At 40.6% G+C, this 24,009-nt stretch carries 25 protein-coding genes and 5 tRNA genes; 9 read left to right on the top strand and 21 right to left on the bottom strand.

What is annotated here, in order from left to right; translation table 11 throughout:
- Nucleotides 1-12: 12 nt before the first annotated feature.
- The 3 genes from argC (at nt 13) to ACEYJ7_RS04385 (ending at nt 3,069) form a co-directional block, all read left to right on the top strand.
- On the top strand, nt 13-957 hold the full coding sequence (gene argC / locus ACEYJ7_RS04395; protein WP_373777849.1) for an N-acetyl-gamma-glutamyl-phosphate reductase: 945 nt from the start codon (nt 13-15) through the stop codon (nt 955-957).
- Nucleotides 958-966: 9 nt separating this feature from the next.
- Complete coding sequence (argB, locus tag ACEYJ7_RS04390; protein ID WP_373777848.1) at nt 967-1,821, top strand: acetylglutamate kinase; 855 nt, start codon at nt 967-969, stop codon at nt 1,819-1,821.
- A gap of 63 nt (nt 1,822-1,884) precedes the next feature.
- Nucleotides 1,885-3,069 carry an aspartate aminotransferase family protein gene (locus ACEYJ7_RS04385; protein ID WP_373777846.1) on the top strand — a complete coding sequence of 395 codons (1,185 nt, stop codon included), beginning with the start codon at nt 1,885-1,887 and terminating at the stop codon, nt 3,067-3,069.
- A gap of 55 nt (nt 3,070-3,124) precedes the next feature.
- Here ACEYJ7_RS04385 and ACEYJ7_RS04380 read toward each other — a convergent pair whose 3' ends face one another.
- From ACEYJ7_RS04380 to gltX, 21 genes are all read right to left on the bottom strand, one after another.
- Nucleotides 3,125-4,354, bottom strand: coding sequence for a uracil-xanthine permease family protein (locus tag ACEYJ7_RS04380; RefSeq protein WP_373777845.1), 1,230 nt, complete (start codon nt 4,352-4,354; stop codon nt 3,125-3,127).
- Nucleotides 4,355-4,971: 617 nt separating this feature from the next.
- Nucleotides 4,972-5,421: a terminase gene (locus ACEYJ7_RS04375; RefSeq protein WP_373777844.1), complete on the bottom strand. Its 450-nt coding sequence runs from the start codon at nt 5,419-5,421 to the stop codon at nt 4,972-4,974.
- Nucleotides 5,415-5,999, bottom strand: a complete 585-nt coding sequence (locus ACEYJ7_RS04370) for a Panacea domain-containing protein (protein ID WP_373777843.1) — start codon at nt 5,997-5,999, stop codon at nt 5,415-5,417. The genes ACEYJ7_RS04375 and ACEYJ7_RS04370 overlap by 7 nt, the downstream gene beginning before the upstream one ends.
- 673 nt (nt 6,000-6,672) lie before the next feature.
- Nucleotides 6,673-8,862: a DUF927 domain-containing protein gene (locus tag ACEYJ7_RS04365; RefSeq protein ID WP_373777841.1), complete on the bottom strand. Its 2,190-nt coding sequence runs from the start codon at nt 8,860-8,862 to the stop codon at nt 6,673-6,675.
- Nucleotides 8,846-9,253 carry a hypothetical protein gene (locus ACEYJ7_RS04360; RefSeq protein WP_373777840.1) on the bottom strand — a complete coding sequence of 136 codons (408 nt, stop codon included), beginning with the start codon at nt 9,251-9,253 and terminating at the stop codon, nt 8,846-8,848. The genes ACEYJ7_RS04365 and ACEYJ7_RS04360 overlap by 17 nt, the downstream gene beginning before the upstream one ends.
- The gene (locus ACEYJ7_RS04355) at nt 9,250-9,585 is read right to left on the bottom strand and encodes a hypothetical protein (RefSeq protein ID WP_373777839.1); all 336 of its coding nucleotides are present in this window, start codon (nt 9,583-9,585) and stop codon (nt 9,250-9,252) included. The genes ACEYJ7_RS04360 and ACEYJ7_RS04355 overlap by 4 nt, the downstream gene beginning before the upstream one ends.
- A complete protein-coding gene (locus ACEYJ7_RS04350) occupies nt 9,578-9,886 on the bottom strand; it encodes a hypothetical protein (protein ID WP_373777838.1) in 309 nt (102 codons plus the stop codon). Before ACEYJ7_RS04350 ends, ACEYJ7_RS04355 begins: the two co-directional genes overlap by 8 nt.
- Nucleotides 9,879-10,151 (bottom strand): hypothetical protein, encoded by a 273-nt coding sequence (locus ACEYJ7_RS04345; protein ID WP_373777837.1) that lies wholly within the window; start codon nt 10,149-10,151, stop codon nt 9,879-9,881. Before ACEYJ7_RS04345 ends, ACEYJ7_RS04350 begins: the two co-directional genes overlap by 8 nt.
- A complete protein-coding gene (locus tag ACEYJ7_RS04340) occupies nt 10,144-10,728 on the bottom strand; it encodes a host cell division inhibitor Icd-like protein (RefSeq protein ID WP_373777835.1) in 585 nt (194 codons plus the stop codon). The genes ACEYJ7_RS04345 and ACEYJ7_RS04340 overlap by 8 nt, the downstream gene beginning before the upstream one ends.
- Before the next feature lie 47 nt (nt 10,729-10,775).
- On the bottom strand, nt 10,776-11,453 hold the full coding sequence (locus ACEYJ7_RS04335; protein WP_373777833.1) for a Rha family transcriptional regulator: 678 nt from the start codon (nt 11,451-11,453) through the stop codon (nt 10,776-10,778).
- Between the two features lie 66 nt (nt 11,454-11,519).
- Nucleotides 11,520-11,933, bottom strand: coding sequence for a terminase small subunit (locus ACEYJ7_RS04330; protein WP_373777832.1), 414 nt, complete (start codon nt 11,931-11,933; stop codon nt 11,520-11,522).
- Entirely contained in the window at nt 11,921-12,394 is a 474-nt protein-coding gene (locus tag ACEYJ7_RS04325) for a hypothetical protein (protein WP_373777831.1), read from the bottom strand. Before ACEYJ7_RS04325 ends, ACEYJ7_RS04330 begins: the two co-directional genes overlap by 13 nt.
- On the bottom strand, nt 12,384-12,686 hold the full coding sequence (locus tag ACEYJ7_RS04320; RefSeq protein WP_373777829.1) for a hypothetical protein: 303 nt from the start codon (nt 12,684-12,686) through the stop codon (nt 12,384-12,386). Before ACEYJ7_RS04320 ends, ACEYJ7_RS04325 begins: the two co-directional genes overlap by 11 nt.
- On the bottom strand, nt 12,683-13,024 hold the full coding sequence (locus tag ACEYJ7_RS04315) for a hypothetical protein (protein ID WP_373777828.1): 342 nt from the start codon (nt 13,022-13,024) through the stop codon (nt 12,683-12,685). The genes ACEYJ7_RS04320 and ACEYJ7_RS04315 overlap by 4 nt, the downstream gene beginning before the upstream one ends.
- Nucleotides 13,025-13,040: 16 nt before the next feature.
- Entirely contained in the window at nt 13,041-13,247 is a 207-nt protein-coding gene (locus ACEYJ7_RS04310; RefSeq protein WP_373777827.1) for a helix-turn-helix transcriptional regulator, read from the bottom strand.
- Nucleotides 13,248-13,511: 264 nt separating this feature from the next.
- Nucleotides 13,512-16,115: a hypothetical protein gene (locus ACEYJ7_RS04305; RefSeq protein ID WP_373777826.1), complete on the bottom strand. Its 2,604-nt coding sequence runs from the start codon at nt 16,113-16,115 to the stop codon at nt 13,512-13,514.
- Nucleotides 16,116-16,185: 70 nt separating this feature from the next.
- Nucleotides 16,186-16,593 carry a hypothetical protein gene (locus tag ACEYJ7_RS04300; RefSeq protein WP_373777824.1) on the bottom strand — a complete coding sequence of 136 codons (408 nt, stop codon included), beginning with the start codon at nt 16,591-16,593 and terminating at the stop codon, nt 16,186-16,188.
- 308 nt (nt 16,594-16,901) lie between these two features.
- Nucleotides 16,902-18,047 carry a hypothetical protein gene (locus ACEYJ7_RS04295; RefSeq protein ID WP_373777823.1) on the bottom strand — a complete coding sequence of 382 codons (1,146 nt, stop codon included), beginning with the start codon at nt 18,045-18,047 and terminating at the stop codon, nt 16,902-16,904.
- A gap of 253 nt (nt 18,048-18,300) precedes the next feature.
- Nucleotides 18,301-19,512, bottom strand: a complete 1,212-nt coding sequence (locus tag ACEYJ7_RS04290) for a tyrosine-type recombinase/integrase (RefSeq protein WP_373777821.1) — start codon at nt 19,510-19,512, stop codon at nt 18,301-18,303.
- A 245-nt stretch (nt 19,513-19,757) separates the two neighbouring features.
- Nucleotides 19,758-19,833: transfer RNA gene (locus ACEYJ7_RS04285), tRNA-Ala, on the bottom strand.
- An 81-nt stretch (nt 19,834-19,914) separates the two neighbouring features.
- A complete protein-coding gene (gene gltX / locus ACEYJ7_RS04280; RefSeq protein ID WP_373777820.1) occupies nt 19,915-21,354 on the bottom strand; it encodes a glutamate--tRNA ligase in 1,440 nt (479 codons plus the stop codon).
- A 178-nt stretch (nt 21,355-21,532) separates the two neighbouring features.
- Between gltX and ACEYJ7_RS04275 the strand changes: the two genes are divergently transcribed.
- The 6 genes from ACEYJ7_RS04275 (at nt 21,533) to pilW (ending at nt 23,973) form a co-directional block, all read left to right on the top strand.
- A tRNA-Val gene (locus ACEYJ7_RS04275) sits at nt 21,533-21,608 on the top strand.
- A gap of 43 nt (nt 21,609-21,651) precedes the next feature.
- A tRNA-Val gene (locus ACEYJ7_RS04270) sits at nt 21,652-21,727 on the top strand.
- Nucleotides 21,728-21,767: 40 nt separating this feature from the next.
- Nucleotides 21,768-21,843, top strand: a tRNA-Val gene (locus tag ACEYJ7_RS04265).
- A 34-nt stretch (nt 21,844-21,877) separates the two neighbouring features.
- Nucleotides 21,878-21,953 (top strand) — tRNA-Val (locus tag ACEYJ7_RS04260).
- Between the two features lie 229 nt (nt 21,954-22,182).
- Nucleotides 22,183-23,352, top strand: coding sequence for a bifunctional tRNA (adenosine(37)-C2)-methyltransferase TrmG/ribosomal RNA large subunit methyltransferase RlmN (locus ACEYJ7_RS04255; protein WP_373777819.1), 1,170 nt, complete (start codon nt 22,183-22,185; stop codon nt 23,350-23,352).
- Nucleotides 23,353-23,409: 57 nt separating this feature from the next.
- Nucleotides 23,410-23,973 carry a type IV pilus biogenesis/stability protein PilW gene (gene pilW, locus ACEYJ7_RS04250; protein ID WP_373777818.1) on the top strand — a complete coding sequence of 188 codons (564 nt, stop codon included), beginning with the start codon at nt 23,410-23,412 and terminating at the stop codon, nt 23,971-23,973.
- Nucleotides 23,974-24,009 lie beyond the last annotated feature (36 nt).

Below are 24,009 nucleotides of genomic sequence, written 5' to 3'. Positions count from 1 at the left end.
CAGGAATTGCACATGACACAATATAAAATTTTCGTGGACGGTGCGGTCGGTACAACCGGTTTGCGTATCCATGAACGTTTATCTGATCAAGCGGATATTCAATTGCTGACTTTGCCAGAGGAACAGCGTAAAGATCTCCATGCCCGCCTTGCCAAAATCAGCGAGGCGGATCTCACTTTTCTCTGTTTGCCCGATGAGGCGTCGAAAGAGATTATTGCTCTCGCACCGAAAAACGTGCGTATTTGTGATACCTCAACAGCTCATCGCGTTAATCCTGATTGGGTTTATGGTTTCGGAGAGCTTTCAGGGCAAAAAGAGAAAATTGCTCAGGCAAATCGTGTTGCCGTTCCGGGTTGCCACGCAACGGGATTTATCGCACTCATCAGACCGCTTGTCGAAATGGGCATCTTAGCCGCGGATTACGCGCTCAGTTGCCATTCTTTGACCGGTTATTCGGGCGGTGGTAAGACAATGATTGCCGAATATCAGGATATAAATCGCCCTTACTCTTTTAATTCACCGCGTGTGTACGGTTTAACGTTAAATCATAAACATTTGCCGGAAATGATGGCTTTAACCGGTATTCAGCACCCACCTATTTTCACTCCGGTCGTTGCTGATTTTTATAGCGGAATGTTAGTTACGGTGCCTGTTAGTTTTAGCGCAATTACTGAAAAATACCGCTCAGGAGAGGCGATTGCTCAGTGCTTAACCGACTATTATCAAGGAAGTCAGCTTATTTCCGTTCATCCGTATGCAACCATACCGAACGATAATATGTTGGCGGCGAATGGTTTGTCGGGTAAAGATAATCTTGAAATTTTCGTCTATAGCAACGCGTCACAATTATTACTTGCTGCCCGTTTTGATAACCTTGGAAAAGGTGCGTCCGGTGCAGCTGTACAGTGTATGAATATTATGCTTGGTAGAGAAGAAACTACAGGGTTAGCGATTTAAGGAATAAATATGCAACAACAAGATATAGGCATCTTCGCTGAATTACTCAGCGATGCCACCCACAAACTTGCCAAGTTCAAAGACAAAATTATCGTTGTTAAATACGGTGGTAATGCGATGGTTAACGAAGAACTCAAGCAAGCGGTGATGCAAGATATACTACTGTTGAACCAAATAGGCTTGAAGGTGGTATTAGTGCATGGGGGGGGACCTGAGATTTCCCAGGGGTTGAAACTGATTGGTAAAGAAAGCCGATTTATCAACGGGCTACGTGTAACGGATAAAGAAACTATCGATATTGTGCTACAAATGCTTGCGGGTAAAGTGAATAAAAGTTTGGTCGCTTTGCTAAACGGCAAAGGCATTGGTTTATGCGGAATTGATGCAGGTTTGTTGCAATGTGAAAAACTTAAAGGCGAGGTCGATCTCGGTTTTGTCGGTGAGATCGTGAATGTTGATACCAAAGTCTTGGAATTAGCATTAAACGCAGATTTGATCCCGGTAATTTCAACGGTCGGCGTAGATAATAACGGGGTTGTATATAATATCAATGCCGATACGGCAGCAAGTGAAATTGCGATTGCGTTGAAGGCGGCGAAGTTAGTCAGTATGACTGACATTGCCGGTTTACTGCGAGACCGCTTTGATGAAAGTACACTGATTGATAATGTAAAGGTCAGTGATGTGCAAGGTTTAATTGATCAAGGCATTATCGCAGGCGGTATGATTCCGAAGATCGCATGTTGTACCGATTTTATCAATGCAGGCGGAGAAGAAGCATCCATTATTGACGGGCGTATCGCCCATGCAATTTTAATTGAGATGCTAACGGATAAAGGCAACGGTACTTTGTTTTATCAATAAATTCAAATCACGGACGAATACGTTCCATTCGAGCATTACAATTTTATATACAGGATAACAACAATGAATAGCCAGCAAATAAAACAACTTGATCATGACTATCTCGCGCAAACCTACGGGCGTTTTGATTTGGCGCTTTCGCACGGTAGAGGTTGCGATGTATGGGACTTTGAAGGCAATCAATATCTTGATTTCGGTAGCGGGATCGGCACAAACAGCTTAGGGTGGGCGGATGATACTTGGCTTAAAGCCGTTACCGAGCAAGCAGGGAAATTACAGCATAGCTCTAACTTATATTATACCGAGCCATCCGTCGTTCTTGCCCGAAAATTAGTGGCTACAAGCGGTCTGAAACGCGTATTTTTTTGCAATTCAGGGGCTGAAGCGAACGAAGGGGCAATCAAAACCGTACGTAAATACAGCTTTGATAAATACGGTGAAGGACGTTCAACGGTTATTTCTCTACAAAATTCTTTTCACGGTCGGACTATTTCAACATTAGCGGCAACAGGGCAAGAAGTATTCCATAAATTCTTCTTCCCATTCACTCAAGGTTTTGAATTTCTTCCTGCCAACAATATTCAGGTGCTGGCTAAGCGTTTGGAACAAAATAATGTTTGTGCAGTTATTGTTGAAATTGTACAAGGCGAAGGCGGAGTTTGTGCGTTAGATGCGGATTATTTAAACGCAATACAGCAGATCTGCCAGCAAAAAGATGTGTTGTTCGTTATTGATGAAGTCCAGACCGGCATTGGGCGTACCGGTTCTATGTTTGCTTATCAACAATTTGGATTGACGCCGGATATTATCACGCTGGCTAAAGGTTTGGGCGGAGGTTTGCCTATCGGAGCATTTGTACTCGGTGAAAAATGCCAAAATACTTTAGGTAAAAGTGATCATGGTTCGACTTTCGGCGCTAATCCGGTTTGTTGTGCTGCTGCCAATGCAGTATTAGACCGTTTCACGCCTGAATTTTTAGCGGATATTCAAGCTAAAGGAGAAAAATTGCGTCAAGCCTTGTTAACTTTGCCGAAGGTGAAATCTGTCAGCGGTTTGGGCTTAATGCTCGGGATAGAATTTGAAGACGGGGTAATCGCAGGAGATATTGCAGCCGAAGGAATTAAAAAAGGTATTTTAACCTTAACGGCAAAGCATAAATTACGTCTTTTACCACCGTTAATCATTTCTAATCAACAAATTGAGAAAGGTATTTCTGTATTAAGGGAAATATTGGAAGCGCAGGCATAAATAGTAAAAATGGCACGGTTATCGTGCCATTTTGCTAAGTATCTGAATTAATTCATTATTGATTTTCTTTTTCTACCGGCTCTTTTGGCAATATTAAGTTTAATAAAATAGCGACAATCGCACACAAACTGATGCCTTTGAGTGAGAATTCACCCACATTAATCAGCATTCCGCCGATACCGAAAGTCATGACTACCGAGACGATACATAAATTACGCGGAACGCTCATGTCCACTTTTGCGCGGATTAAGGTGCTCATTCCCACCGCGGCAATGGAACCGAACACCAACATCATAATACCGCCCATCACCACCGCCGGAATGGTTTGTAAGAATGCGCCTACTTTACCGCAGAAAGAAATTGCAATCGCCCAACAAGCTGCCCAAGTCATAATTCTCGGATTAAAGTTCTTGGTGAGCATAACGGCTCCGGTTACTTCGGCATAAGTCGTATTTGGCGGACCACCCACCATTGCTGCGGCAGAAGTCGCCAAACCGTCACCGAGTAGAGTGCGATGTAAACCCGGTTTATTCAGGAAGTTTTTGCCTGTAACCGAGCTGATCGCCATAATACCACCAACATGTTCAACCGCCGGAGCAAGAGCAATCGGCAGTAAATAAAGAATCGCTTCCAATTTAAATTCCGGAGCGGTGAGATTCGGCATACTGAACCATTCAGCATCGTATACCGGTTGGAAATTCACTAATCCAAAGAATAGCGACACAATGTAGCCCACTACAATGGCAAACATGATCGGAACTAATTTCATTATTCCCTTCGCAAAAACCGCCACGATGAGCGTTGTGATAAGGGTAATCATGGAAACCGTAACAGCTGTAGAATAAGGAATTTCGGTACCTTTGCCGATCGCCATATCTACGCCGATCGGAGCTAATCCTAATCCGATAATAATGATGACCGGACCAACAACCACAGGCGGGAATAGGCGGTCTAAGATTGCTACACCTTTGAGTTTTACCAATGCGGATAAGGCAAAGTAGATTAACCCGCTACAGACGATCCCACCCATTGTAACCGGGATTCCCCACGTTTGTACGCCGTATTGGATCGGAGCAATAAACGCAAAAGAAGACGCAAGGAAGATAGGTACTTGTCCTTTAGTACAGATTTGGAAGATTAAGGTGCCGATACCGGCGGTAAGCAGTGCCGTATTAGGATCGAGCCCTGTAATTAACGGCATGAGAACCAAAGCACCAAATGCGACGAAAAGCATTTGTAAACCGACGAAGGCTTGCTTCGGTGTGCTGATATTTTCTGTTGTCATTTTTCAACTCTCTTATTTTTTGATAGTCGCCGGGCTACCTTAGCGATAACCCGGACGCGCATTATATAGAAAAACGAAAAGAATTTCAGAAATATTTGTAATAAAAAAGCCTCGAATCATAAGATTCAAGGCTTTGAAATTGGGATAATCTCAATCGAACTCGTTATATAACACATTGATGTATAAAGGGTAGGGTAATTACATTTTAATTTTGTATAACTAAACGTATAACTAAAACCAAAAGTCATGTATAGAATAGGTTGTTATTTAATCAAATTTCTAATGGCTTAATACTGTCATATTTTGCAGTAATATTTTTCAATTCATCACTTACATAGGGTTGTTTTTAAAATTGGCGGATCAGGTGAAGAAAGTTCACTTTTTACTATGGTGATATAACTATGCTTCGGTGTTATCTCCTATTTTGTATAAAACCCTCCTAATTCTGGAGTCCATAAAAAAGAGAAGTTGTCAGTAAATAACTACTTTCTATTCAATCCTCGCGCGCGCGTACTGCTCCAGAAAGTCCGCCAAAATATGTAGCATAAAAGGGGAGGTTATCAGCAAATACTAAAAAGCTACCTATTCCATTTGGAAGTAGATAGCTTTGAATGTTATTAGGGTTTACTAAATATATCTAAACACGCGCCTTGAGAGATTGCGCCTCTTAAAAATCTTAAATACTTACGCTCTGTCATTCTTGATTTAAATGCGCCTTCTAAAATCCTTTGATAAAGTTCGTTATTGATAATTTCTTTTTTAATGAATCGCTTTTCGCTTATTCCTTTCTCGATACTAAAAAGGCTCTCTATTCGCATTTCTTTATAGTAAATATAGCTCTCTCGTATAATAAAAGGATGTTCTCCAACACTTAATACACACGTTTCATCATAAGGTCTATCGGGGTTGATTGAAGAACAATTCACGAGTAAAAGCATGTCGCTACGATTATATTCATAATCAATACATGGATCAGTTAGAATGAAAAATAAATGCTTTAATTCATCGCTACTTCCTTTAAAAGTAGGGAGTAGAAGCGTGATTTTTCTCTCTATTTTGCCTACCATTCACTGGCCCTAAAAAGATTGTTAATGCGCTCTTTTTCTGCGTGCTCGTCAAAAATAGCTTTGATGTGTGCTTTACTTTTACCTAAGTGTGTTAATAGTTTATCTAAAGTGATAGGCTTTGCTTTACCTTTTGGATCTTCCCATTCTGGAACATATCTAGGGTCATGTGTTAGCTCTACCAATTCAAAACGATCAAAGTGTCCGTATTTATTGAAAATTCGCTCTAGAATATCTGTGTCGCTAAATGAAAGCTCGCTCCAAAAGTATTCATCATTTTCATCTACTTGTTTAGCAATGCTTACTTGATGATTTTCTTTATCGCTAACCCATTCTTCCCATATTGTCGGGATATGGTTTAACGTTTCACCTCGTATTAAATCAAGCGTTTTTGATAATACCGGTCCATAAGGTAGAGAATAATAAGTATCCCCACTAATAGCGCAATCTCTTTCTAACCAACTCAAACGATCCGCCAAATAAAGCAACTTCATTAGCTTAATATGGTGCATTGTTCCACCGGCTTTATATAGCAAATAAGCGCTTGCTTGTGCTGTTTTTAGTTCATTAAATTTGAGCATATAACCGCCTATAACTTGAGATAGTGATAGATTATATCAAATAGATTAGCTTATACAATCATAACCCCTTGTATCTCACCATAACAAAAACAATAAAAGCTACCTAAGCTAGAATAGATAGCTTCATGAAGTTTATTAGCTTTGTCACTTGTTAAAAGTAATGTAGCATAAACAGAGAGATTTTCAGCCAAAAACAAAAATCTACCTATCCGCCACTTTTACGGTTTCAAAAAATTTTTTTTATATTTAGTAAAAAACAGTAGTCCAATTCGTCCAATTAGTCCAATCCTTTAAAATCAAATACTTAAGAGGCGTTTTTTGGACTAATTGAGTAGTCCAATGTAGTCCAAAATTAGTCCAAAACTAACCCAAAACTCTTTCTGTTCATTTTTTGAGTAGTCCAAAACACCCCAAAATTAGTCCAAAACACCCTAAAAATAGTCCAAAAAAAGAAAAATTAGTCCAATAAATTTTATGTAATATATTGATATATAAAGATATTATTTTTTAAATAGGTATTTTGGACTAATTGGACTACTAAAAAACTACGCGTATGGAAAAAAATTTTTTTGCAAAGATAAAAAAAGAGCTAACCATTTCTGGAAAGCTCTCAAATTATCAATGTAGCATACAATTTACATTTGTTTTCTAATGTTATGGTTTGTTATGGTTTTTATGCTTCATCACTTTCAACAAGTGGGAAAGCTAGATAACATCTATTGCGTTTAAGGTCTATTCTGTGCGGTATTCTTACTAAGTATCTATAGCCATTTTCGCCTTTAGATAGCATTCCTTTGTCTGAAAGGATTTTACAAGCCTGTTCCTTTGGGTGTCCTTTTATCGCTTCCTCAAAAGCTAATGGGTAAACATAAAAGCATTCTTTAGGGTTACTGTCAGTAATAGGCATTCGATAACCTGCAATATTACTTATCGTCTGCCTTTGTCTTTCGTCAAAGGGATAACGAATAAACCGCCCCTCAGCATTCGCTAATAGCCACCCGTTCACCTGCTCAATGATTTGCTTTTCTTCTTGGCTATGTAGTCCGAAGATATTCACCCATTCATTAAAGCAGTGTAGCAAGGCTTCACTATTGGCGGATTCATTCCAACCTGTAAGAAAACTCGCCAACTGTAAGGCGGTTTCGAGAATAGCAAAACGGCTCGCCACTCGTTGAACCTGTGGACTTGCGTCACTTGGTAAGCGATTAATCCACTTGGTTTTCATTTGGCTGTGAACATTGATTAGCGTTTTCTGATTGTCCGCCACCGTCAGCCATTTAATCCACGCCCTTCCAACCGCTCCGTAATGTTGTTTGCTCGCATAGTTCAAATGGTCAGCGTGTGCCTTACCGTCAGGGAATGAATGATAGACTTTAGCCCTAGTAATCGGCACATTCAGCAAACGGACTAATTGCCCCGCATTTGTCTTAATGCCACCCGTAGACAAATAGCCCTCGAGGTCAATTTCACCGGTAGAAAACGCCATAATCCGCCACCGCTGAAGCTCTCTATTACCACCGTCTTTCGCTCCCTGTATTTTGCCCACGCCATTAAATAAAGCGTAGGCGGTTTGCTCGATATGCTTGCGGTTTGAGCCTTGTCCGATTTCATCAAGGGGCATAAAGTTATCATTTCTTGCGGAAGCCTCATTGATTAAACCTAACCCCGTCGCATTCCATGATAAGCGGATTTTGTCGGGGTGTCCGTATAGACTGCTGGCAATGTTAGCGGTGGTGGTTTTGCCGGCGGTTGAGCCACCGAATAGATGAACCCCAAAACTCTCCGCCTCAATGATGTTCATTATCGGGGCGGATAAAGCACAAGCCACGCCTAACATCATAGAGGGATTGCCTAGCACGTTATCGGCGATTTCTTGCTTCCAGCTCTCTAACGTGCCTTTGGTGTCGTATCCGCTCGCGGTGGCGGATTGCCGGTTAAATAGTACGGGTGTTTCAGGTTCGCCCAACACTTCGCCATTTGGCAAAATATACGCCCCGTTATGCCACCCTGTAGCGTTGGTAATGTGCCATAGGGTACGTTTCCCGCTACTTTGCAAATAGTCCGCTAGTTCATTGCGTAGGTAGGTACGAGTAGTTAAGCGTAGCCCTTTGGCTTTGAGCTGTCGCCACCCTTCGCGCTCGCCTAAATCCCCCAAGGATAACGCCTCTTTGACTGGTTGCGATTTGCCCTCAGGTGTCCATTCAAGCACAAGGTAATGCTCGGCCTCACTCTGACCTATGCCCACTACTGCGATTTCATCAGAAAGCCATTCTGTGCGTTCTGAGAGCAGTTCGCCTGTGTCCTTGTCGTATTTCGGGGTAATGCGATAAAGCCCTTCTACGCCGTTTTCTGTGCGTTTTTCGATATAGGGTTTATGTTTATCTATGTCAGCATTAACATCATCGCTAGCGGTCATTTCCGCCACGTTTTCCGCCATTGCTTCACCTTGTCGGATGCGCTCAATATATCCGCTTAAATCTTCAAGGTGTTGCTCGGCTTCGTCAATGTAGTGAATGGCTTTAGCCTGTGTATTGTTAGCAAGGTTTAAGCAAAGTTTAGCCATAATCTCGCCGCTTACATCTTCGCTGTGATTAGCTCGCTGTAGCGTGATAGTTTGAGCCGGTTCAGGTGCAATTCGGTATTGATGAACGTTTTTCAATATATCCGCAGTAAGCACAATCGGGGGCGATTTCTCACCCTGTGGTAACACTTCATCAAGTGTTATTTCGTCCTGTGTGCGTTCAGCTTGGCGGACTTTGGCAAAATCCCACGCTTGAGCGCCGATAATGATATAAGCATTCTCCGCATTAGGTTTTTGCAGTTTCATATTTGGGGCGTTTGTTAGCTTAGTGAATGTTTTCATTTTCACCCCCTGTTAAGCCCATTTCTGCCATTTGGCTAGCTCTGTTACATTGAGCAATGATTTGATGAAATTGACTAACAACAAAATTAATCACTATGTTTTGTAATAACGTTTTCTGTACTTCTTCAGCGCTCATATCTTCTTGATTTGCCATACTTGGCGAAAGCTCTAGCAACACTTTTGTAATGCAATGTAGTTCACCGCAAAAACGGTGTGATAGCTCAGGCTTTATCATTGCTACACCGGCTAATAGCTCTCCGAATGCATCAAAAGCAACATCACATCTCGGAAATATCGGCTCTTCTGTGCCGTCTAGCATATTCTGATAAGCAATTGCGATAGCGCCTTTTTCGGCTTCGCTGAAGTTATCCCAGTTTAATTTGTCGTTCATACATTCCCCCTTAGCAACTGCTCATCTTGCCGGTTTAATGTTTCATAGGATTGCGCTGTAAAAGCGTATTTAGCTTGCTGTTTTTGCAAAACCTCGTCCGCTTTATCAATCAGGCGATTAATTCTATAAACATGGTTTTGCAATACCTCTAACTGCTCTGATTGTTCGCCTAAATGCCACTGAATAACGCTTAGAGCGTGTTTTAATAGCTCACCTGTGTAAGCAGTCGGATTCTCCGCCATTGCGTTAATTTGGGCGTTTATGCGTGCGCAATCGACGTTCATTCGGTCTAATAGCGACAATGGGATTTTGATATGCTGAATGCTACTCATCGCCCAGCCCTCCTATGTGAACCATTTCAACGGTTTTGTATTGTGCCTTGAGAGCGTGATAGGCTAGGTCTGCCTGTGTTTTGGCTTGGTATATGCCGCATTTAACCAGCTCGCCTTTGTCGTTGAAGCAGTTGATTTGATACTGGTAAACCTTAGCAATGCGGAAATCAATATAAACATTCTGCGGATCGGCTTTTCGTGATTGCATTTCCGCCACCGCTTGTCCGTGCTTGTCAAACGTGCCTAATCGTACGCCTTTGCCGTTGGCGGTGTAGCCTGTAAGTTGGTATGGGTTATTCATTTTCACCCCCATTTTTAAAGCTCACATATACGCCGCCTTTACTGTTTTCCTCGATTTCTTTAAGGAAATGATTGGCCGCTCTTAAGGCTGTTCTAATGGTTTCATGATTAGTGAGAAAATCGTCACTTTCTCCGCTAAAACCTTCCAAATAATCATTTGAAATAAGCGTTAGGATTGACTGCGCATAGTCTGTATAACGTTGGATATTGCCTACTTTGCCTTGTTCTAACGCGTAGTGGGTTGGAACTTCGTTTTGATTACGCATAAATACCTCCTTTTACTTGGTTACAAGCGGTCTGATTTGCTCGGAATTTTGCGATAGGACGATCAAGCAACAAACGATAATCCGCAGATAGCTGTAAGCGTGCCTGCTCTTCGCTGTCGGCTTGAACGTATAAGGTTTCTTGGTTGTAGGTGTGCTTAGTGCGGTTTAAGCATAGGAATTTGTAGATCATAGCTAATAGCTCCGTGTAAATGATTTCAGGAACTACCGCAAGTTTCCACGCTTGGCGGTAGAACGTATCGGGGTGGAAAACTACCATACACGGAAAGTAGCCAACGATTAAACGTTGCCCGATACGCTCTACCATAGAGAAAATAATGCTCAAGGCATTTTCTTTAGGTGTGCGTATGCTACGAACAAAAAAAGCACGGTTAAAAGGCGTGCTATTGTCCGCCGTGTATAAATCATTCGAGTTTCCACGCTCGGTTGTAGATTTTGCTACAACGTGAGCAGAATAAACCTCGCTTAGAATTTTGAAAAATGAAATATTTTCATTAAGATTGATTTTTGAATGAAATAGGGTAATATCTCTATTGACGTTAATAAGACTGTTTTTCATAAGTATGTTCTCATTGCCCCTTAGTGTTTCTGCTAAGGGGTTTTGTTTTATGCCGCCATTGGTAGATGGCGATTGCGTAAGAAATACAAGGCAGATTGTTCTAACTTGGCTTTTCGTTCGTGATAGCTCATTCCTAACTTAATCATCACCGCATTTTCTGAAAGTAAATCATCTAGTAGGGTGAGCTGTGTTTCAGTGAGATGTTGGCGGATTTCGTCATCCGGTGAATAGCCGTTATTCTCTAACCATTTCTTACGAGATGAACCTAAAACCACGATATACACGAGATTATTTTCTCGGCTGTAAATGTGTTCGTCCTTTTTGCCTGTGCTTTCAAGGTGCAATTTAATTGCTTCATTCATTCGGTGCTGGTCGTGTGATGCTTTCCGTTTGGCTTCAATCCATTTGTTCATTGAATTAAATTGCTTGATGTATGCTTCCTTGAATTGCATTGCTTTCCTGCCCGTAAAACCCATCACTAACAACGTGAAGCCGTCTTGGGTCATTAGGTACATTGGACGCTTTTCGCCTTTTTCGTCGATATATTTAACGGGCTTAAAATTGAGCCGGTTAAATTCATCTGAACAATTCAATCCTTTAATAATTCGTAGTAGGTTTTTATGTTGTTTACCAAAGTATTCCGCTACTTTTAGCGTATCCGTCATAGATACGGTTTCTTTGTGGAATACCTTTGGGAATACTGCGTTTAATAGTTCTGTTGTCATTGTGTTGTTCCTTAAATGACAGGTTTTGTAAGGTTCTAGGGTTTTTCTCATTTTTGAGTAAAACCACTAAGCTGTACTTTCATTCGGTGCGACCAATTCAATAATAGTAGGGCGAAGTGAGCCGTCAGAGCTTGTATGATCTATGGTTTGTTTATCTAACCCAAGTAACTTTGCTTTGCCCATTGTGGCTGATACTGCGACGCTTAATTGCCCTCGCTCTAAAGCCTTTTCTCTTGCTAGCTCTAGCTCATCTAGTAAATCATCTACGGTTAGTTTGTGTCGCTCTATGTGTTCTGCTTGTAGCTCCTCAATCCTTGCCGTGATCTTGCCGTTATCCATTAGCTCTTTTGCTTTGCGGTGAATCGTTTCGGGTTTCATTCCGTCCGCTTGATAAGCCTTGCGATAGGCTTCGCTTGCGTTGCCCGTTTCTACAAAATACTGAGCAAAGTTTTCTTGTTTGGGTCTGTCTAGTGCCGGCATAGCTCCCCCTTGATGCGTTTTTCCATAAAGAGCATATCTACTTGTTCTCGATTATCCTTAGCCATCATTTCCAACGTGATTTCATTACCCGTATAGTGTTCAATCAATGGATTGACGCCGTCACCATATTGAGAACACTCGTAGAAATATCTGATACTGGCCGCCACTTCATCATCAATCAATAACGGGGTTTTGGTGGTTTGTTGTTGATAAGCAATAATCGCTAGAGCTTCTTTAAATGCCGTAGCTCCCGCCATTTCAATAATGATTTGATCGCCCATTTCTAACCACAAAATACCGATATAAAACAGCTTGCCGTTGTCGTCCTCTTGTTGCTCAATGCGGATATAGGGGAAATCTAAACTGCTTAAGGTTGCTTTGATCGGTGCTTTCATTAGCTCGCCAATTCCAGCAGGTGATAGGTCATATTTAAGTTTGTTTTCGTGTGCGTTATTTGTCATGGTGTTGCTCCTTAACTGAAATTTTGTGCAAAGTATTAAACTTCTTCCGTAGTAGTGATAACTGAATTGCCAGGCTATCGCTTAGCATTGCTTCAAATTCTCTCTCTAACGCTCCTATTCGCTCATATAACACGATTAGCAATTCATCTAAGGGATAGGCTTCATTATCTGAATACAAGCTCTTAAACGTGAATAGAGGCGTTTTAGAGCCGTTTTCAATGTAATGCTTGATTGCCATATCCATTACAAGCGGGTTCGTTTTGGCGATTACGCATTTAATTACTGCGGTCATGCTTCCGCCTTAAACTGTGATAGATAGTGTTGCGTTTCGTATTCGGTCAGCATTGGTAAACCGCATTTGATACGCTCACCATTTAGCAAGGTGATAGCTTTTAAAGCTTCTTTTGCATTGGGTAAGCGGTAAATCGTGTAAGTACCTGTTCCGTATTGGTTTGGTCTTTCGGTTTTGTGAATGGCGATATTGTGTAGCCTTGGTAATTCCGTCACCTCATTACGCCCGCTATTGATGAAGTATTGAAAATCAATCTCTCGCCCGCTTATGCCGTGAGGGTGTTCAAGTAGGGCGGTGATAGATTTCGCTTTTCGGGTTGGGTAGATAAGCTGTTTCATAAGCACGCTCCTTGCCTTACTGTTGGAATGAAGATAACCACGCTTTTACATCGCTCTCTTTCCAACGAGAAGAACGCCCCCATTTCTCAGGCTGTGCTAGTTTGCCGTTTTTAATATGGCGATAAATGAAAGCGTGTGATACTCCGCTTAATGCTTTTAATTCCGCCATTGAGTAGCGTTTCTCTACGGCTTCGGTTGTGGTTTGGTTTTGGATTTGTTCCATATAAATACCCCTGTTATGTTGGTTTACGGTTGGAAATGTAGGGGTATTAAATCGCTATCGGCTTTGGATGTATGGGAAGTTCTCAAAACAAAATGGGAAGTGAATTTGGGAAGTTCGCTCAAGCCTTGTAGCTGTTTGGTTTTATATGTTTTGAGAAGTTATAAAATAATTGGGAAGTAATTTATAAAGAGCTACAAGCGGTCTGATTTGCTTGGAATTTTGCAAAAAAAAGCGCAATTTAATGCGCTTTTATTCGTATGGATACTAAGATAACCCGTAATTGAATTGCATTGCTTTCATGCTGGTTTCTATGCCTCCGGTTAAATCTTTTGCTGTACCATTTAACGTATTGGATGATGAATTAACATGGATTCCGCCATTAAATACCATATCTACCTTGTTGTTATGGATAGGTTGAGCATATACGAGATTTGCCATGTTTTTTGTAGCAAAGGACGCCGCATTTGCAAATTTTGTATCCACCAAGGGTTTTGAGATGGAATTTGAAGCGAATTTCAGCAGATCGATAATTTTCTGATTGGCGGGTTGTTTTTTCATATTTTCTTTCAATATCCGTTCTTCCTCGGAGGATAAAGGCACATCATTTCTAATCTCTTGTTTAGCCCGCTCTTCTCTCGCTTCTTTAATGCCTAGAGAGTTAGCTTCTCTATAATGCCGGTTAAATCTATCTCTTTGATACTCCCAAAACTGATAAGCATCTTTCCCCTCACCGCCATTTGCATCCATATTTTTTCTAGTATCTTCCGAAAATGCCTGTTTTCCGTGAATTGCAAGCACAAAGCCGGCGCCCATATTGTGAGCCATATAGAGATTTTCACCGGATACATCAATTCCGTTTGTTGTGAGAGTGCTTGCGTTCTTTCTAGCAAGTAGTGCGGTTGCTAGGGTATTTATACGATTGTCTTTTCTTGGATCGTGTTCAGTTCCTTTGTTTGCTTTGGTTACAGGTATCATGCCAATTTCTTTTCCCTCTTTCATTTTGGCAAGCCAGTTCCACGTTCCTACCGTAAATTGCCCTACGCCTGTTGCTCCTGTCGGGGAAATGTTCCCATACCACCCGTCTTCCATTTTTACAAGCCCTCTTAATGTGCTTTCATCGATAGAATAGCGTTTTGAAGCCTCTTTGATATAGCCATCAATTTCTTTTCCAAAACCCGTGAATTTTTGTTTTGATTTTGGCGGTTCTTTCCCTCTAGCAACCTCTACCGTACCAATTACACGATTTGTAATGCCTTCGGTCACATCTGATAAATACTCGGATAATTTTGTTTTTAAATCCCCAAGCCCTTCACCCATTAAGGCAAATGCACCTTTTTTTCCAAAAAATCTTCCTTCCCCTATTGCTTTGAAGATTTCCGACAATCTATCGAACAATGGCATTACAAAACTAACAATATCATTCGCTAGGTTTTTAAAGCCCTCTCGGATTGAATCAATAGATACTTTCCCATCTTTTAAAAAGCCCTTTAGACTTAGCCAAGTCTGCCCACCTTTGACAAAACTATCCCAATCTTTATAGCCGGTCAGTAAGAATAAAAGTGAGCTTGCAATATTGCGTAAAGAAAAATCAGATTCAGAAAGCCATTTATTAAAGTCTTTCCAGTCAAAAAGCGATTTTCCGCCGCTAGCCCATTTTCTATAGTCATCATAGAGAAGCCCTACCGCGCCAATTAAACCGCCGAAAAGCAATAGGCTAGGCAACATTGAGGCTGTAAGAGAAAGAACAGCGCCAACGCTCGCTAACACTGCGGGAACAAGTAGAGTAGTAAAGACTGTGCTTACGCCTGTAATGACTTTTTTCAATAAATCTTCGTTGTTTACTATCTTATCAACAAATTTTGAAATTAAATCCGTTATCTTAATCAATACGGGGGCAAGCAGATTTCCAATACGTAGCTTTAATGCGCTAAATTGTTGATTTAAGATTGCGGTCGCTTTGATTAGTTTATTGGAGTTCTCAACATCCTTTTCACTAGAACGATAAATCGCATTTTGTCTGTTGATTTCATCCTGTAAACTTTTGCGCCCTTTGACTAATACGTTAAAGGTTTCATCATCAATCCCCATTCCTTGAGCAATCGCAAGGGCAGTTCCACGATCCATAGAGCTAAATTTGTCCGCAAGATCTAACATGATGTCTTCAAGTTTTCGGATGTTGCCCATAGCATCTAACGGGGCAACCCCTAGAGTATTGAAGAAAGGAATGATTGATGCATCGCCCATGACTTGAAAGCGTGTTAGAGCACTAGATAAACCGCTTAACGTGTTAGCCATACCGCTAGCACTTCCGCCCATTGCTTCGCTTGCCCCTTGCCAGATTGAAAGAGAGTTTCTGCTCATTCTGATATTTTTGGATAAATTGTCTAATTCATGATTTGTCTTTGATGCGTTTGTCGCAAGGCGATCAAAACCTGTGCTTGCCATAATCAGCGTAGTAATAGCTCCGAACGCTTTCGTAAAACCGACAACACTTTCTACAAGCCCTTGCATTGATTTTGCAGTGCTTTGAGCTTGTTTTTCCGCTTTTTTATTGGCTTTGGTTGATTCTTTGGTTTCTTTCGCTGATTCCTTTTTAGCTTTGGCGGATTCTTTGTGAGAGTCCGATAATTCTTTTGTTGATTTATTCGCTTTCTCTTGGGATTCTATGGTTTCCTCGAGAGATTCTGCTAATTCTTCTTGCTGTTCCTTTAAACTTTGCAATTCAGCTTCATTTTCAGACGCTTGCTTTGTCGTTTGTGCTAGCTGTCTTTCCATGTTTTCTAGCACGTTTAAAATACGTTGTGCTGCCGAACTAAATTTGTCATTCGCAACAATATCTATCGCTAGTGTGTCAATTACATCAGCCATTTTTTTACCTCTTGATTACATATTATTAAAATGAAAAAAGGCAGTTGCTAATTACTGCCTTACTTAATATCTACTTATTATCGTCAACCAGTGCGCCAATAAGGAAATCTACATGGAGCATCAACGCCTCTTTTCTCAGTAGCCAAAGCGTCGTTAAATCTCTCACATCCCCAATGTTTAAATCCAATGGGCGTTCATGTCCGCTTTCGGTAATGATTTGTACGCAGTTGCTTAATAATTCATTTGATAGTTCTAGGAATTTCTCCTCAGAAATATGTTTAAGCGTTCCCAATGCGGCGCGGGCAATTCCTAATATTCCCTCGTGTGCTTCAGGAACATCAATTCCGCCGCCGGTAAAAGCTAATAATGCTCGCGTAGCCCAACTGTCCGCCTTGGCTATAGGCATTTCGGTAATTTTGAATGTCGTTCCCGCATCTCTACCTTTTTCAATGGTGATTGTTTTGGTTTTTAAAGTCATAGAATTAATCCTCTTGTTAAAATAAAGAAATTACTAACCGTTTATGGCTAGTTATGTAGAGGTATTAAATCTCTTTCAGAGCTAGAATAGTGGGAAGTTCCCGAAAGTTTTTGGGAAGTAAATTTGGGAAGATGTTTTAAACAGGTGGAATTCAGCAAATTTAATAGCATACAGTCGGATTTGTTCCTAAAACATCATGTTTTTTATTAGATTAGTATCTTTTAAGCATTTATGGGACTTAATGTGTTTATTAAAAAGATTAAACAAGTGATATGGTTTGATAGTTAGGATATAAATAAAAAAGGGCTTTAATCGCCCTTATAATATTGACTAGCTTCGCCTAATCTCTTGCGATAAGTATCAACACTTTTTGCCGTTACTGCCTCTATTTCGATTTCTTTCGCAAGCCTTTCTAACAGTTCAGACAAATTTAAATGATTAGGTAAACCAGTAGATTTTTTTAGGTATTTCCCATTTTTTGATTTAGCTAATTCCTCCGCAAGTATTGCAATCATTTGTAAGTGCGTATTACGTTCCGTTGGGTTGTAGTTTTGGCTATTTCCCACCGTTGGCGATTGTGTTGCTTGAGCCAGCTTCTGTTTCAGTTCTTCAAGTTGTTGCTCTAGTTCGGCTATGCGTTTATCTTTTTCTTCAGATTGTGAGTCAGCAGTTTGGTTGTTTAGGTATGTTTTCTCAATAAGTTCATCTATATGCTCACGATAAAAGAAAAATATATCACCAATATTTTCCTCGTCAAAAATATCACTTTGTTCTTGATAAATCTGATAACAAATTTGTACTGGCATATCCACTGTAAAAAAAGCACTATCAAATAAATTTACAGTGAAAGTCTCTAAAAAATAAGGATATTCCTCACCTTTAAATAAGAAAAATCTATTTAACTCTTTTTCTAACAAATAAGGGGTGGGGGTATGTAATTCTTTTAATGGTTTGATAAAAGGACTTTTAATAATACCATTAAAAATACCTTCAGCGTTTAATTCTGAATATGGGGTGTTTATTGAATAAAAATTTGCTGCGTAATGGTTGTTTGCATTATTTTCTATATCTCCTAGAATGATCCTTGTATCAAAAATTAGCTCATATCTTGGATCGTTAAGTTCTTTAGTTTTAAAATGCTTAACAATAGAAAAGCTACTTTTTTCACAATGTTCTTGGCTAAAAACAGATCTATCATTTATTAAATGGTTAGCAAGTTTTTGAACATCTAATATTCCTATATCTTCATACAATCCTTTTATCCCATTGATTTTATATAAATTACGCCCCCATTTATCACTTGTGGAACCTACATATCTAAGATAATTAAAAGCAGGAAAACAGCCTTTTATTGCCAGCAAGATTACATCCATTTCATCAACATGACTAATATTAGCTTTATTATTTATATATTCGGCTGTATCTCTAGCCGTCATAAATAGATTAACTGCCATAAAACGCCCCTATGCGTAGCCCTATTTGGTGAGGAAGTGGAAAAGAGCAAATAGGGTTACTCTCTTTCGGTTTGGTAGCTACTCCGTACCTATCCACTTCAATTCGAGTTACAAGCATTTACGCCTGTTTACGTTGAGAATAATTCTACTGATTTTTAAAACAGTTTCAAGGCTGTTTATTAGACTAAGCAATAAGATTTTTTTGCAGAAAAAAGTAATAAAAAAGTCTAGCTGTAAAACTAGGCTATATTTATTACAAGGTGCTAACAGTTGAACATCGTTCTACATAATCCCCCCATAATTGCATTATAGACTTACGCTGTTCTAAATAGGTGGAGTGATTATAGGCTAAACTTACATTGCCCCCTGTTTTATGCGCTAAACAGGCTTCTGCGTGTTCGTGTGTTATGCCTTGCTCTGCTAGGTAAGTTCTTGCTAAACCTCGCAAGCCATGTGCGGTCTGTTTTCCGTCATACCCCATACGTTTTAAAGCGGTGTTGGCGGTAGCATTGCTCATAGGTTCTCTAGGGTTGGTGCGTTTAGGGAATAAGTAAACATAATGCCCGGTAAATTGTTTTAATCTCTCTAATACTTTGATCGCCTGTGTTGAAAGTGGCACTTTGTGGACTTCTCTTGATTTCATTCTTTCTGCGGGAATTATCCATAGTTTATCGGTAAAATCAATTTCTTCCCATTTTGCTTCGCGAGCTTCCACTCCTCTTACCATCGTTAATAGTTGGAATTGTATTAGTAACTGCGTTTGTAACTCTATTTGAGCAGTAGATAGCTTACGCATTAATTCTGGTAACTCTTCACTTGATATTCTTGGATTGTTGCTTTTCCGGTGCTTCTTGAATGTGCTAGCGATATTTGAACAAGGATTAAATGGAATGAATCCATTGTTTACTGCAAATTTTAGAATGTCGTTGATATATTGGCTCAAGCGGTGAACCATATCTAAAGCCCCTCGTTCTTCTACTTTACGCAAAACAGGGATAATCAATGTCGGCAAAATATCTGTGATAGGGTAGTTTTCTATATAGGGTAAAACGTGAAGAGAAAGACTGGCCCAATATTTTTTCAAGGTTTTTGGCTCTATTTCCCCCTCTTTCTTCTCTTTCCATTGCTCCGCCACTTTCCCAAAAGTATTTACTTGAGCTAACGTCTTTTGGTGTTCTTGTTGTAATCTATGCGTTTGCGGATCTATTCCTTGTGCTAGAAGTGTTCTATATGTTTCTCTAATTTCTCTTGCTTTAGCTAAAGATATTTCCGGGTAAGCGCCTAAGCCAATTAAAGCACGTTTTTTATTAGTAGTAGGCTTGTAATAATTAAACCGCCACAATTTAGCCCCATTAGCCTTAATCAACAAATAAAGCCCTTGCCCATCAGTAAGCGTGTAATCTTTATCTTTAGGCTTAGATTTATCTATTTCTGTGTTTGTAAGTGGTTTAGTTATACGAGCCATAATAACCGCCTTTTATTGCGCATAACTAAAAGAAAATTAAATGGGCAATAAAGCCTTAAATAGCAAGGATTTTGAAATTTTTAGTTATACGGGTTTTGTTTAGGGGAGAGCAGTATAACTAAACGTATAACTAAAAGTCTATTATTTCCGTTTACGTTGAGTTACACTGGGAGAAACAAAAAAGCCTTGAAACGTTGTGCTTCAAGGCTTCGTGTTATGTTCGTTTAAGTCTGTTTAGGTTAATTTGGTGGAGATAATCGGGATCGAACCGACGACCTCTTGAATGCCATTCAAGCGCTCTCCCAACTGAGCTATATCCCCAAAACGCGAGAAATAATATGATCTCGCTTTTTTTCTGTCAATCTTAAAAAAGCAATCTGCCGTCAATTGCTCAAAAACTGACTAGGCTTGCGCTTGAATAAATTCAATTGCTTTTTGAATACGTACAAGCGTTCGATTTTTACCGACTAATTTAGCGGTAATATCCATAGACGGTGATTGTCCAGAACCGGTGACCGCTAAACGGAACGGCATACCGACTTTTCCCATACCGATTTCAAGTTCTGCCGCTGTTTGGTTCATCGCATCGTGGATATTTTCAACCGTCCAATCATCACAAGCGGTCAGTTTTTCCGATAATTTTGCAAGTGGTGCAATCGCTTCCGCTTTGAAGTTTTTTGCGACCGCTTTTTCTTCGTAGCTATCAAATTCTTGATAGAAATAACGGCTTTGGCTCGCTAACTCTTTTAAGGTTTTTGCACGTTCACTTAAGACTGGAATGATCTCTGCTAATGCAGGTCCTTGAGAGAAATCAATTTCTTGATCATTCATATGCCATTCAAGGTATTTTGCGACATAGTCCGCAGGCAAACTACGCATATAGTGTTGGTTTAGCCACTGTAATTTTTCAGTGTTAAAGGCACTTGCCGATTTGCTTACCGAATGAATATCGAATAATTCGATCATCTCTTCACGAGTAAAGATCTCTTGGTCGCCGTGTCCCCAACCTAAACGTACAAGATAGTTGATCAATGCTTCCGGCAAATAACCGTCATCTCTATATTGCATCACACTAACCGCACCGTGGCGTTTTGAGAGTTTTTGACCATCGTCACCGTTAATCATCGAAACGTGGGCATAAACCGGAATCGGAGCGCCTAACGCTTTTAAAATATTGATTTGGCGAGGTGTATTGTTAATGTGGTCTTCTCCGCGTACCACGTGGGTGATTCCCATATCCCAGTCATCCACCACAACACAGAAATTATAAGTCGGTGAGCCGTCGGTACGACGGATAATCAAATCATCTAATTCACTATTACTGATTTCAATGCGTCCGCGTACAGCATCATCAAAAATCACCGAACCTTCCTGTGGATTTTTGAAACGCACAACATGCGGTTCGTTTGGAGAGTGAGAATGGTCACCTAAGCAATGGCGGTCGTAACGCGGTTTTTCTTTATTTGCTTCTTGTTGCGCACGTAATGCATCCAGACGTTCTTTACTACAGTAGCAGCGATAGGCTAAACCTTGTTCGATCATTTGGTCGATGACTTGATTGTAACGATCAAAACGTTTAGTTTGGAAATACGGTCCGTGTTCCCACGCTAAATTCAACCATTCCATTCCTTCGATGATTGCCGCGGTTGCTTCAGGAGTCGAACGCTCTAAATCAGTGTCTTCTATACGTAAAACAAATTCACCTTGGTTGTGTTTTGCATATAACCATGAATAGAGAGCGGTTCTGGCACCGCCAACGTGTAAATAGCCGGTTGGGCTTGGCGCAAAGCGTGTGCGCACTTTTACATTCGGATCTAAAGGGAAAAGGTTTTCAATTTTCATACTATTGGTATACCTGTTTAAAATATTGGACAAAAAGATTTCGTTATTCTACTACGCTTAAAATGGAATAATAGTAAAAAATCAGGAGTTCGGGCGAAAATTTCAACGAAAGGTCCAAAAATAGAAAAAAGGCGTTGACTGATTTTCTCAGTTCCCTATAATGCCTCCCCACGACAACGGGCGATTAGCTCAGTTGGGAGAGCACCTCCCTTACAAGGAGGGGGTCACTGGTTCGAGACCGGTATCGCCCACCACTTCAATTTTCGAAGTCCTGTTGTTGTATGCTTAAACTCATGAGGGCGATTAGCTCAGTTGGGAGAGCACCTCCCTTACAAGGAGGGGGTCACTGGTTCGAGACCGGTATCGCCCACCACTCTATAGTTTAAGTTTCCCTTTGATTTTAAGTCTCAAGTGGGCGATTAGCTCAGTTGGGAGAGCACCTCCCTTACAAGGAGGGGGTCACTGGTTCGAGACCGGTATCGCCCACCACTTAAGACTGAAATCATAAACTTCATATTATGAAGGGCGATTAGCTCAGTTGGGAGAGCACCTCCCTTACAAGGAGGGGGTCACTGGTTCGAGACCGGTATCGCCCACCATCTTAATATTTCTCTTGAGTTCAATGATTCGATTTGCAAATTTTTGCTCATTTCTGACCGCTTGTTAGACTATTTTTGTGATCTGCGTCGACAAACTTAATCTCCAAACTTTTACACCTTCCAAAAAAACGCTAGCCTAAATCCGTATAGAACAGTACAATTCGCGCTTTTATAAAATCCGCAAAATTAATCTTTTGCCGTAAAACGTGTAACAACGAGGCTTTCAATTATGTCTGAATCTGTTCAAACGGCTCCTGCAACGCAGGCGGGCTGTGACTCTGCAAAACAAGAGAAAATCAATTTATTAAATTTAAACCGTCAGCAAATGCGCGAATTGTTCGCTGAAATGGGGGAAAAACCGTTTCGTGCGGATCAACTAATGAAATGGATCTATCACTTCGGTGAAGATAATTTCGATAATATGACCAATATTAACAAGGTATTACGTGAAAAATTAAAACGTATTGCTGAAATTAAAGCACCGGAAGTGGCGGTGGAGCAACGTTCCTCCGACGGTACAATTAAATGGGCGATGTGGGTGGGTGATCAACAAATCGAAACGGTCTATATTCCGGAAGATGATCGCGCAACTTTATGTGTCTCCTCACAAGTCGGCTGTGCGTTAGCCTGTACTTTTTGTTCAACCGCACAGCAAGGCTTTAACCGTAATTTAAGTGTTTCGGAAATTATCGGACAGGTATGGAGAGCGTCCAAAATTATCGGTAACTTCGGTGTAACCGGTGTGCGTCCGATCACTAACGTAGTTATGATGGGAATGGGAGAGCCGTTACTGAATATGAACAATGTGATTCCTTCGATGGAAATTATGTTGGACGACTTCGCCTACGGTTTATCTAAACGTCGCGTAACGCTTTCTACTTCTGGTGTTGTGCCTGCATTAGACAAAATGCGTGAACAGATCGACGTGGCATTGGCGATTTCCTTACATGCGCCGAATGATGATTTACGTAATGAATTAGTGCCGATTAATAAAAAATATAACATCAAAATGTTAATCGATTCGGTGAATAAGTATTTAGAAGTTTCAAATGCAAATCACGGTAAAGTGACGATTGAATATGTCATGCTTAATCAAGTCAATGATGGCGTCGAACACGCTCATCAACTTGCTGAAGTATTAAAAAATACACCAAGTAAGATCAATTTAATCCCATGGAATCCGTTTCCGGAAGCGCCTTATGCAAAAAGCTCGAATACTCGAATCGATCGCTTCCAAAAAACCTTGATGGAATACGGCTTTACCGTGACAGTGCGTAAAACCCGCGGTGATGATATTGATGCCGCCTGCGGACAGTTGGCGGGCGATGTGATTGACCGCACTAAACGAACGCTGGAAAAACGTAAGTTTGGGGAAGGAATTGCGATTAATCGTCACTAATTTGTAAGTGTTGATAGGCAGGGCAAAACCCCTGCCTTTGTATGAAGGAAGAAAACAATGAATTTTGCAAAATTTTTCCGAAATCTGACCGCTTGTTTGTTAATGTTATGGCTTGTCGGTTGTGCTCAAACTAAACAAAGTGATAGTGAAAAAGCAGAAGCCGTAACGGCACGTATTAAATTGGCATTTGCTTATCTTGATTATAACGATTATGCAAAAGCGAAGGAGAATATTGATAAAGCACTTCAACACGATCCTAACCACTATTTACCTCATTCGGTATTGGCTTACTACTATCAGCTGGTCGGTGAAACGAAACAGGCGGAAGCCGTCTACCAAAAAGCGCTGAAATTCAGTGAAAAGGACGGGCAGGCTCGGCCGGATGTCCTGAATAATTACGGTACTTTTTTGTGTAAACAACATGAATTTGATAATGCTTACAACCAATTTGAACAAGCGCTGACGAGTAAGCAGCCTTATTATAATCAAGCCGATACCTTGGAAAACATTGTGCTATGTGCCAATTTGGCAAAAAACGCCGTGAAACAGAAAGAGGCATTGAAACAGCTTGAAAAACTGGATAAGGCGAGAGCGGATGAGCTAAAAAAGACGCTGGAATAAATTAAATAAAGTGACGGAAATTATAAGGCGGGAAAA

The sequence above is a fragment of the Glaesserella sp. genome (assembly GCF_041814905.1).
GTDB lineage: Bacteria > Pseudomonadota > Gammaproteobacteria > Enterobacterales > Pasteurellaceae > Glaesserella.
This window is presented reverse-complemented; position numbering and strand designations above follow the sequence as displayed.

What these genes read in the sequence shown, in the direction of transcription:
- argC (WP_373777849.1), top strand. Translation starts at nt 13, where the DNA reads ATGACACAATATAAAATTTTCGTGGACGGTGCGGTCGGTACAACCGGT.
- argB (WP_373777848.1), top strand. Translation starts at nt 967, where the DNA reads ATGCAACAACAAGATATAGGCATCTTCGCTGAATTACTCAGCGATGCC.
- ACEYJ7_RS04385 (WP_373777846.1), top strand. Translation starts at nt 1,885, where the DNA reads ATGAATAGCCAGCAAATAAAACAACTTGATCATGACTATCTCGCGCAA.
- ACEYJ7_RS04380 (WP_373777845.1), bottom strand. Translation starts at nt 4,354, where the DNA reads ATGACAACAGAAAATATCAGCACACCGAAGCAAGCCTTCGTCGGTTTA.
- ACEYJ7_RS04375 (WP_373777844.1), bottom strand. Translation starts at nt 5,421, where the DNA reads ATGGTAGGCAAAATAGAGAGAAAAATCACGCTTCTACTCCCTACTTTT.
- ACEYJ7_RS04370 (WP_373777843.1), bottom strand. Translation starts at nt 5,999, where the DNA reads ATGCTCAAATTTAATGAACTAAAAACAGCACAAGCAAGCGCTTATTTG.
- ACEYJ7_RS04365 (WP_373777841.1), bottom strand. Translation starts at nt 8,862, where the DNA reads ATGAAAACATTCACTAAGCTAACAAACGCCCCAAATATGAAACTGCAA.
- ACEYJ7_RS04360 (WP_373777840.1), bottom strand. Translation starts at nt 9,253, where the DNA reads ATGAACGACAAATTAAACTGGGATAACTTCAGCGAAGCCGAAAAAGGC.
- ACEYJ7_RS04355 (WP_373777839.1), bottom strand. Translation starts at nt 9,585, where the DNA reads ATGAGTAGCATTCAGCATATCAAAATCCCATTGTCGCTATTAGACCGA.
- ACEYJ7_RS04350 (WP_373777838.1), bottom strand. Translation starts at nt 9,886, where the DNA reads ATGAATAACCCATACCAACTTACAGGCTACACCGCCAACGGCAAAGGC.
- ACEYJ7_RS04345 (WP_373777837.1), bottom strand. Translation starts at nt 10,151, where the DNA reads ATGCGTAATCAAAACGAAGTTCCAACCCACTACGCGTTAGAACAAGGC.
- ACEYJ7_RS04340 (WP_373777835.1), bottom strand. Translation starts at nt 10,728, where the DNA reads ATGAAAAACAGTCTTATTAACGTCAATAGAGATATTACCCTATTTCAT.
- ACEYJ7_RS04335 (WP_373777833.1), bottom strand. Translation starts at nt 11,453, where the DNA reads ATGACAACAGAACTATTAAACGCAGTATTCCCAAAGGTATTCCACAAA.
- ACEYJ7_RS04330 (WP_373777832.1), bottom strand. Translation starts at nt 11,933, where the DNA reads ATGCCGGCACTAGACAGACCCAAACAAGAAAACTTTGCTCAGTATTTT.
- ACEYJ7_RS04325 (WP_373777831.1), bottom strand. Translation starts at nt 12,394, where the DNA reads ATGACAAATAACGCACACGAAAACAAACTTAAATATGACCTATCACCT.
- ACEYJ7_RS04320 (WP_373777829.1), bottom strand. Translation starts at nt 12,686, where the DNA reads ATGACCGCAGTAATTAAATGCGTAATCGCCAAAACGAACCCGCTTGTA.
- ACEYJ7_RS04315 (WP_373777828.1), bottom strand. Translation starts at nt 13,024, where the DNA reads ATGAAACAGCTTATCTACCCAACCCGAAAAGCGAAATCTATCACCGCC.
- ACEYJ7_RS04310 (WP_373777827.1), bottom strand. Translation starts at nt 13,247, where the DNA reads ATGGAACAAATCCAAAACCAAACCACAACCGAAGCCGTAGAGAAACGC.
- ACEYJ7_RS04305 (WP_373777826.1), bottom strand. Translation starts at nt 16,115, where the DNA reads ATGGCTGATGTAATTGACACACTAGCGATAGATATTGTTGCGAATGAC.
- ACEYJ7_RS04300 (WP_373777824.1), bottom strand. Translation starts at nt 16,593, where the DNA reads ATGACTTTAAAAACCAAAACAATCACCATTGAAAAAGGTAGAGATGCG.
- ACEYJ7_RS04295 (WP_373777823.1), bottom strand. Translation starts at nt 18,047, where the DNA reads ATGGCAGTTAATCTATTTATGACGGCTAGAGATACAGCCGAATATATA.
- ACEYJ7_RS04290 (WP_373777821.1), bottom strand. Translation starts at nt 19,512, where the DNA reads ATGGCTCGTATAACTAAACCACTTACAAACACAGAAATAGATAAATCT.
- gltX (WP_373777820.1), bottom strand. Translation starts at nt 21,354, where the DNA reads ATGAAAATTGAAAACCTTTTCCCTTTAGATCCGAATGTAAAAGTGCGC.
- ACEYJ7_RS04255 (WP_373777819.1), top strand. Translation starts at nt 22,183, where the DNA reads ATGTCTGAATCTGTTCAAACGGCTCCTGCAACGCAGGCGGGCTGTGAC.
- pilW (WP_373777818.1), top strand. Translation starts at nt 23,410, where the DNA reads ATGAATTTTGCAAAATTTTTCCGAAATCTGACCGCTTGTTTGTTAATG.